We start from the raw sequence: 7,213 nt of genomic DNA, 5'->3' as shown, positions 1-7,213 counted from the left end.
CCCGCGCGCGGCCGGCCGCCGCGCGCTCTCCACAAGAGGAGTCAACCCACATGTCCGCACGCCCTTACAAGATCGAAGCCCAGCCGCTCGCACAGCGCTATGCGCGCGGCTGGCACTGCCTCGGGCTCGCCCGCGACTTCAAGGACGGCAAGCCGCACACGCTGAACGCCTTTGGCCGCAAGCTTGCCGCATTCGCCGATTCGACCGGCAAGGTCAACGTCGTCGACGCGTATTGCCCGCACATGGGCGCCGACCTGAGCCTCGGCACGGTGCAGGGCGACAACCTCGTGTGCCCGTTCCACGGCTGGGCGTGGAGCGGCGAAGGGCAGTGCGCATCGATCCCGTACTGCAAGCGGATCCCGCCGAAGGCGCGCATCGGCGCCTGGCCGACCTGCGAGGAAAACAACCTGCTGTTCGTGTGGAACGACCCGGAAGGCAACGCGCCGCCGGAGGACGTCGCGATTCCGCGCCTCGACGTGTGCTTCTCCGACGAATGGTCGGACTGGGTCGTCGACAAGATGGTGATCCAGGCCAACTGCCGCGAACTGGTCGACAACATCTCGGACGTCGCGCACTTCGCGACCGTGCACCGCGCGCCGATCGACTATTTCGCGAACCTGTTCGAGGACCACAAGGCGACGCAGCTGATGGTCGGCCGCAGCGAGAAGCTCGGTGGCGATGCGCTGACCGCGCTGTCGACGTATTTCGGGCCGGCCGTGCACATCACGCAGATGACGGGGCAGAGCGGCGGGCAGCCGATCCATTCGGTGTTGCTGAACTGCCACGTGCCGATCGACATGAACAGCTTCGAGCTGCGCTACGGCGTGATCGTGAAGAAGGTGGCCGGGCTGACCGACGAGCAGAACATGGAGATCGCGAACGCGTACGTGAAGGAAGCGCAGCGCGCGTTCTACGAGGACGTCGACATCTGGCACAGCAAGACGCGGATCGACAACCCGCTGCTGTGCGAAGGCGACGGGCCGCTGTACCAGATGCGCGACTGGTATTCGCAGTTCTACCTGGACGTGGCGGACGTGCGGCCGACGAGCGTCGCGCGTAAGGCATTCGAAATGCGGATTCGCGAAGGCGACGCGCCGCCGGCGCTGCATCACGTGTTCGAGCCGCAGTAACAACCGGTGGGCCGGCCGAAAAAGGGGGCGTATGGAAATGCGTCCCGTCGGCCGGCAACCCCCGCTGCATAAGGCGCTTGCGGCGGGCATGCTTGTGCGTCGCATCAAAAAGGCTTGACGAAACGGCCGCTACCGCGTAGTGTCCATGACCGAAGTGTTCAAGAAGTTCGATTGCTCATCATTGGCCGCACTCCGTGCGGCGGTCGTTGGTCTCTCCCTCTTTTGATTCTTTCTGTGCCCGTCACGGGCGCATGTTCAATCGTCATTTGTATTAAGGAAGTAATTGTGGATACCGGTACCGTCAAGTGGTTCAACGAAACCAAGGGCTTTGGTTTCATCTCCCCTGACAACGGCGGCGACGATCTGTTCGCCCATTTCTCGGAAATTCGCGGCACGGGTTTCAAGACCCTGGCCGAAGGCCAGAAGGTCAGCTTCGAAGTGAAGCGCGGCCCGAAGGGTCTGCAAGCGTCGAACATCACGCCGCAGTAAGCCGCATCGGCAGCGGTCGCCAAACGGCGGCTGCTGCCGGACGGATTTGCGCGCAGGGCGCCGCTTCGGCGGCAGCCGGCGCGCTTCCGATGCGCACGACCGATGCATCGCGACATCCACGATGCATCGGTCGTGACGCCTCCCTCATCGCATGCGTGATCCGCGTGCGACGCAACGCCTTCGTGAAGCGCACGCCGTTTCGCGAGCGCTTCAACGCATCAACCCGAGCAGACCGCCGCCATGCCGTAGCAGGCGCGGTCCCGACTTGCGCGGCGCTCCATGCGCCGCCGCCACCGACCGCCTGAACGCCGCAACGCGCCGGGCTCCGATCACAAGACAGGCCCATGGCCCGTCTGAACGAACCGACCCCCGGCAGCCTGCCGGCCGCCGTCCCGTTGCAGGGCGCGGCGCCGGGCAGATCGCCGCGGCTGCGGTCAATTACCTTGTCTGGAGGAATTGGTTTGGCAAAAGAAGAACTGCTGGAACTGGACGGAATCGTCGACGAAGTGCTGCCGGACAGCAAATACCGTGTCACGCTGGAAAACGGCGTCGTGGTCGGCGCATACGCGTCGGGCCGCATGCGCAAGAACCACATCCGCATTCTCGCGGGCGACCGCGTGACGCTGGAGCTGTCGGTCTATGACCTGACCAAGGGCCGCATCAACTTCCGTCACAAGGACGCGAATTCGCCGCGTCCGCCGCGCACCGGCCAGCCGCGCCGTTAAGCGCCAACGATCGGCGCGGGCACGCAGCACCGCTTCGCTGATCGAATCCCGTCCGGCCTGCGAGGCCGGACGAACCGGGTGGACGACACATCGCGTGCCGTTCACCGGTCGCCGGCATCGTCATGCCGCGGCGGCCAATCCCGCCTTTACCGGCCGCCGCGCGTGCATAGCGCTCAGGCGGCCGCGTCCCGCAGGAAATCCTCGACGACCATCGCGAAATACGGCGGACATTCCTGCATCGGGTAATGGCCGCAATTCGGCATCGTCACGAGCCGCGCGTTCGGATGCCATGCGACGAACGTCGCCTGCATCGCCGCTGCGTCGAGCCCCGGATCCTTGTCGCCGACGATCACCAGGAAGCGTGTGTCGAGCCCGCGGACATCGTCGACGAAATCCGTGCCGGTCAGCATGTCGAGATACGCGAGCCGGCAATCCGGCGCCACGCGCTCGCGATTCTGCCGCAGCTTCACGTCGGCCCAGCGCGCCGACAATCCCCCCGTCACGAATCGCACGAGCCGGCGAAACGCATCGTCATTGACGGCCGTGCTCGCGAAGAAGGCGCGCGCGTCGTCGTTCAGGCGATTGCCGGCCGCCGACACCGGGCACACGGCGATCGCGCTCTTGATGCGCGACGGTGCATCGGCGGCGAGCCGTTGCGTTGCCATGCCGGTCATCGAGTGGCCGATCACGTGAAAGCGCGGCCAGCCGAGACGATCCGCGAGCGCGAGGCAGTCGGCCGAGATTTCGTCGACGGTACAGGCGCCGGTCAGATGGATGGATTCGCCGTAGCCGCGCAGGTCGGCGAATACGTACGTGAATGCCGCTTCGTCGAGATAGGGCAGCAGCGCCGTGTAGTTCGTATGGTCGCCGAGCCAGTCGTGCAGGACCATCACGCATTCGGGGCCGGTGCCGTGCTGCAGGTAGCCGAGGCCGCTGTCCGGGCCGGAGGCGAGGGTGTCGATACGGTTCATTTCAAGGGGTTTCCTTTTGGTTGGCGGAACCAAAACGAAACGCCCTCCCGGCGAACCGGGAGGGCGTCTTGAAAGTGGATCGATCGTATCGGGCCGCTCGGCGAAAGTCAACGCTCAGAGCGCCATCCCGCCCGACACCTCGATGCGCTGCCCGTTGACCCAACGGTTGTCGTCCGACAGCAGCGACGCGATCATCGGCCCGATGTCGTCGGGCTCGCCCGCACGGCCGAGCGCCGTCCATTCCGCGACGCGCCGGTTGACCTCGGGGTTGTCGCGCACCATCCCGCCGCTGAAGTCGGTTGCCACCGCGCCCGGTGCGACGACGTTCACCGCGATGCGGCGCGGGCCGAGCTCCTTGGCCAGATAGCGCGTCAGCACCTCGACCGCCCCCTTCATCGACCCGTACGCGGCGCTGCCCGGCACGGCGACGCGTGTGAGGCCCGACGACACGTTCACGATGCGGCCGCCGTCGCGGATCAGCGGCAGCAGCGCTTGCGTGAGAAAGAACACGCCCTTGAAGTGCACGCGATAGAGCGCGTCGAGATCGGCTTCGGTCGTCTCGGCGATCGGCGCGTGATGCGACGTGCCTGCATTGTTGACGAGGAAGTCGAACCGGTCGGCGCCCCAACCGGCCAGGGCTTCGCGGAGCTGCCCGGCGAAGCGGTCGAACGTTGCGCTGCTGCCCGTATCGAGCGGCAGCGCGATTGCGGCTGGCCCGGCGTCGGCGGCCAGCGCGACGACGTGATCGGCCTCGGCGCGATTCGAGTGATAGGTGAAGATCGAGCGCACGCCGCGCTGCGCGAGATGCAGCACCGTATTGCGGCCAAGCCCGCGGCTGCCGCCGGTGACGACGGCGATTTTCGGGGTGGAAGGGTTCGATTGTGCTGCTGTCATGCTGGGCTCCTGATCGAAGTCGGTGACGAACAGCGCCAAGCGTACGGCGGCAGCCGCGGCGGCTGAATGCCGGAACCGGCCGCGTTCTTGCCTGATCCTGCCCGACCGCCCCGGGAAGCGTGGCGCCGCGTGTACCATCCGGACATCGGGATAAGGAGGGTGGCTGCATGTCGGACGAACTGGTCGAACGTGTCGCGCGCCTGACGGGTGCGCCGGGTGAAGAGAGCCCGGTCGCGACGGCGATCGACGGGTTGATCCTGCTGCGCTCCAACCGCGAGAAGCTGCCCGCGCCGCTGATCATGAAACCGGCGCTGTGCGTCGTCGTGCAGGGCGCGAAGTGGACGACGTTCGGCGGGCGGCGCTACGACTACGGGCCCGGCCGCGCGCTCGTCGTCAGCGTCGAGATGCCGGCGACGAGCCGGATCGTCAAGGCGAGCGAGACCGAGCCGTTCCTCGGCCTCGTGCTCGAATTCGATCTCGCGATGATGCGTGAAGTGCTCGAACGACTCGACGCGCCGCCGCCGCAACGGGCTGGCGCGATCGGCCATGGCGTGTGCGTGACCGATTTCGGCGGGCCGCTCGCCGATTGCGTGCTGCGGATGATGCGGCTGCTCGATACGCCGAACGCGATTCCGGTCGTCGCGCCGCTCGTGAAGCGGGAGATCTGCTACTGGCTGCTCGCGGGGCCGCACGGCGGCGAAGTCTCGCGCGTCGTGTTCGCCAACGGCCATGCGCAGCGCGTCGTCGCGGCGATCCATGCGCTGCGCGGCCAGTTCGCCGAGGCGATCCGCGTCGAGGATCTCGCCGCCGTCGCGCAGATGAGCCCGTCGGCATTCCATCGGCAATTCAAGGCGCTGACGTCGATGACGCCGCTGCAGTACCAGAAGCAGTTGCGTCTGCTGGAAGCGCGGCACCTGATGGTGACGGGCGCGGCGAATGCGGAAACGGCTGCGTATCGGGTCGGCTACGAAAGCGCGTCGCAGTTCAGCCGCGAATATGCGCGGATGTTCGGTGCGCCGCCGCGGCGCGATGTCGTCACGCTGAAAACCGCGTCGGCCGACAGCTGAACGCACGCGCCGCGACGCGGTTCGCGTGCGGCTTTACGTGCGGGCCGGCGCAGTCGTACACTCGTCGGCAATTCGCGGCCCGCGCCGTGGCTTTCAATGCCTTCAGTGGCTTTCAGCGGGCCAACGACCGTGCCAGCAGGACTTTCGTCGCGCGACGCCAGGAGGCGCCATGAGTGCAGACGCAGCCCCCGCATCCCCGTCGGTTCAGGACCGCATCCAGCACGTGTTCGTGCTGATGCTCGAGAACCGTTCCTTCGATCACCTCTTTGCGCTGTCGGGCTACCCCGACATCGTTGCCGCCTCGCCCGGCAACAGCAACGCGTACGGAGACGCGGTTTATCCGTTCGGCGGCGGCGCGCCTGACCGGATGCCGACCGATCCGTGCCACGAATTCAAAGACGTGCTCGAACAGCTCTGTGGCGCGGGCGTGCCGTTCGTGAAAGGGCAGCCGTATCCGCCGGTCGGCAATACCGGGTTCGTGTCGAACTACGCGACATCGCATTCCGAAGGCGCACCGCCGCAGCCGGCCGACGCGGGCAAGATCATGCAGGGCGTCAATATCGCGACGCAGGCGCCGTCGCTGTGCGCGCTCGCGAACGCATTCGTGCTGTGCGACGCGTGGCATGCATCGATGCCGGGGCCGACCTGGCCGAACCGCTTCTTCGTGCACGGCGCGTCGTCGGCGGGGCTCGATCATTCGCCGACCAAGGAAGAAATGGCCGGATGGGACGCGTTCGACGGCTTTCCCTATCCGAAGGGCTCGATCTTCGCCGCGCTCGGCGACGACAACTGGCGCATCTACCAGGACCAGACGGGCGACCCGCTCGGCCACGTGCCGCAGGTCGCGTCGCTGAAGGGCATCAGCTTCTTCGACATCGACGACCTCGCGCATTTCGAGGCCGATCTCGCGGCCGGCTATACGGCGCGCTATACGTTCATCGAGCCCGGTTACGGCGACATCGTGCACGGCACCTATCAGAACGGCAGCTCGCAGCACCCGATGGATGGCCTGGCCGGTGGCGACCAGCTCGCCGCGCGCGTGTACAACGCGATCCGCAATTCGCCGGTGTGGAACAGCAGCCTGCTCGTGATCTGCTACGACGAGCATGGCGGCTTCTACGATTCGGTCAGGCCGGGCGCTGCGCCGCCGCCGAACGATGGTGCGGCGGCGACGTTGAACGCGAGCGGCTTCGGGTTCGACGTGTACGGCGTGCGGGTGCCGGCGATCGTGATTTCGCCGTGGGTCGCGGCCGGGCAGGTCGACCATACGCCGTACGATCATGCGTCGGTCGCCGCGACGCTCGAGCGGCTGTTCGGCCTCGCGCCGCTGACGGATCGCGACCGCCTCGCGAACGACCTGCTGGCGCTCGTCACGGCGACGTGCCGCACCGACTGCCCGCAAAGGATCGGATCATGAGTACGACACCGACATTCGACCCGCGCGATGCATTGCCCGTGCGCGACGGCACGAGCCTGATCGCGTTTCTGCACATCCTGAAGAAAGCGCATGCGGCGCTGGTCGGTCATGACAAGGCCCATCAGCGCTTCAGCGAGATCGTCACGCGCGGGCAGGCGCGGCAATACATCGAGGAGCTGATGCCGTCGCTGCTGCAGGCGCGCGAAGCGCATCGGCACAAGCGGCACGGCGGGAAGCATCATTGACGGCAACGGCAACGGCAACGGCAACGGCAACGGCAACGGCAACGGCAACGGCAACGGCAACGGCAACGGCGGCGCATAGCGGCATCGCATCAAACCGCCCGCATTGCGTCACGCCGCGTGCCGTTCACGCTGCATGCTGACGGCCGACACCGCGGCCCCCGTCAGCTGAACGGCCGCGCCGGCGAACATCGCCGCACGCAAGCCGGCCGCACCGCCGTGCGTGGCCGCGAACAGCGTGCCGAGCACGGCGATGCCGAGCGTCGCGCCGGTCATTG

Annotated in this window: 8 protein-coding genes and 1 pseudogene; 6 read left to right on the top strand and 3 right to left on the bottom strand. The window is 66.9% G+C overall.

Translation table 11 applies throughout. The features are described 5' to 3' along the window. Positions 1–50 precede the first annotated feature (50 nt). The 3 genes from G3N93_RS30120 (at position 51) to infA (ending at position 2,344) form a co-directional block, all read left to right on the top strand. Positions 51–1,130, top strand: coding sequence for a Rieske 2Fe-2S domain-containing protein (locus tag G3N93_RS30120; RefSeq protein ID WP_174940827.1), 1,080 nt, complete (start codon positions 51–53; stop codon positions 1,128–1,130). Between the two features lie 285 nt (positions 1,131–1,415). After that, complete coding sequence (locus G3N93_RS30115; RefSeq protein WP_006483056.1) at positions 1,416–1,619, top strand: cold-shock protein; 204 nt, start codon at positions 1,416–1,418, stop codon at positions 1,617–1,619. Positions 1,620–2,080: 461 nt separating this feature from the next. Further along, entirely contained in the window at positions 2,081–2,344 is a 264-nt protein-coding gene (gene infA / locus G3N93_RS30110) for a translation initiation factor IF-1 (RefSeq protein WP_011355053.1), read from the top strand. 173 nt (positions 2,345–2,517) lie between these two features. On the opposite strand, the gene G3N93_RS30105 is transcribed toward infA, so the two are convergent. Continuing rightward, entirely contained in the window at positions 2,518–3,315 is a 798-nt protein-coding gene (locus tag G3N93_RS30105) for an alpha/beta fold hydrolase (RefSeq protein ID WP_206134585.1), read from the bottom strand. Positions 3,316–3,429: 114 nt separating this feature from the next. After that, positions 3,430–4,209, bottom strand: coding sequence for an SDR family NAD(P)-dependent oxidoreductase (locus tag G3N93_RS30100; RefSeq protein ID WP_174940833.1), 780 nt, complete (start codon positions 4,207–4,209; stop codon positions 3,430–3,432). 167 nt (positions 4,210–4,376) lie between these two features. Between G3N93_RS30100 and G3N93_RS30095 the strand changes: the two genes are divergently transcribed. From G3N93_RS30095 to G3N93_RS30085, 3 genes are all read left to right on the top strand, one after another. Further along, complete coding sequence (locus G3N93_RS30095; RefSeq protein ID WP_206134584.1) at positions 4,377–5,276, top strand: AraC family transcriptional regulator; 900 nt, start codon at positions 4,377–4,379, stop codon at positions 5,274–5,276. A 169-nt stretch (positions 5,277–5,445) separates the two neighbouring features. Beyond that, the gene (locus tag G3N93_RS30090; RefSeq protein ID WP_206134583.1) at positions 5,446–6,693 is read left to right on the top strand and encodes an alkaline phosphatase family protein; all 1,248 of its coding nucleotides are present in this window, start codon (positions 5,446–5,448) and stop codon (positions 6,691–6,693) included. After that, on the top strand, positions 6,690–6,938 hold the full coding sequence (locus G3N93_RS30085) for a hypothetical protein (protein WP_174940839.1): 249 nt from the start codon (positions 6,690–6,692) through the stop codon (positions 6,936–6,938). The genes G3N93_RS30090 and G3N93_RS30085 overlap by 4 nt, the downstream gene beginning before the upstream one ends. Positions 6,939–7,046: 108 nt before the next feature. Here the strand turns inward: G3N93_RS30085 and G3N93_RS41780 are convergent. Continuing rightward, positions 7,047–7,213: pseudogene (locus tag G3N93_RS41780) on the bottom strand (MFS transporter); the annotation flags it as partial.

The organism is Burkholderia sp. Se-20378, from assembly GCF_017104665.1.
GTDB classification, from domain to species: Bacteria; Pseudomonadota; Gammaproteobacteria; order Burkholderiales; family Burkholderiaceae; genus Burkholderia; species Burkholderia lata.
The sequence above is the reverse complement of the archived record's forward strand: the minus strand, read 5'-3'. Positions and strand labels throughout refer to the sequence as shown.